General features: G+C 63.1%; 1 pseudogene. It reads left to right on the forward strand.

Annotated elements, in window-relative coordinates:
- Positions 1-241: pseudogene (locus SB659_RS20360) on the forward strand (NADPH-dependent oxidoreductase); the annotation flags it as partial.

The raw sequence follows: 241 nt of genomic DNA on the forward strand, positions 1-241 counted from the left end.
TTTGGAATCCCTCGGCTTCGGCACCTGTTATATCGGCGCCATCCGCAACGATCCCGAAGCCGTATCACAGGCGCTCGGGCTGCCTGACGGGGTATTCCCGGTTTTCGGCCTGACCGTCGGCTATCCCGATCCCGCCCGTCCTGCGGATGTCAAACCACGTCTCGCCCAGGCGGCGGTCGTTCATCGCAATCGCTACGATCCGTCCGCGCATCGGGCTCTTCTTGGCGACTACAATCAGGCG

Origin of the sequence: Arthrobacter sp. SIMBA_036 (genome assembly GCF_046535135.1) — a bacterium.
GTDB lineage: Bacteria > Actinomycetota > Actinomycetes > Actinomycetales > Micrococcaceae > Arthrobacter.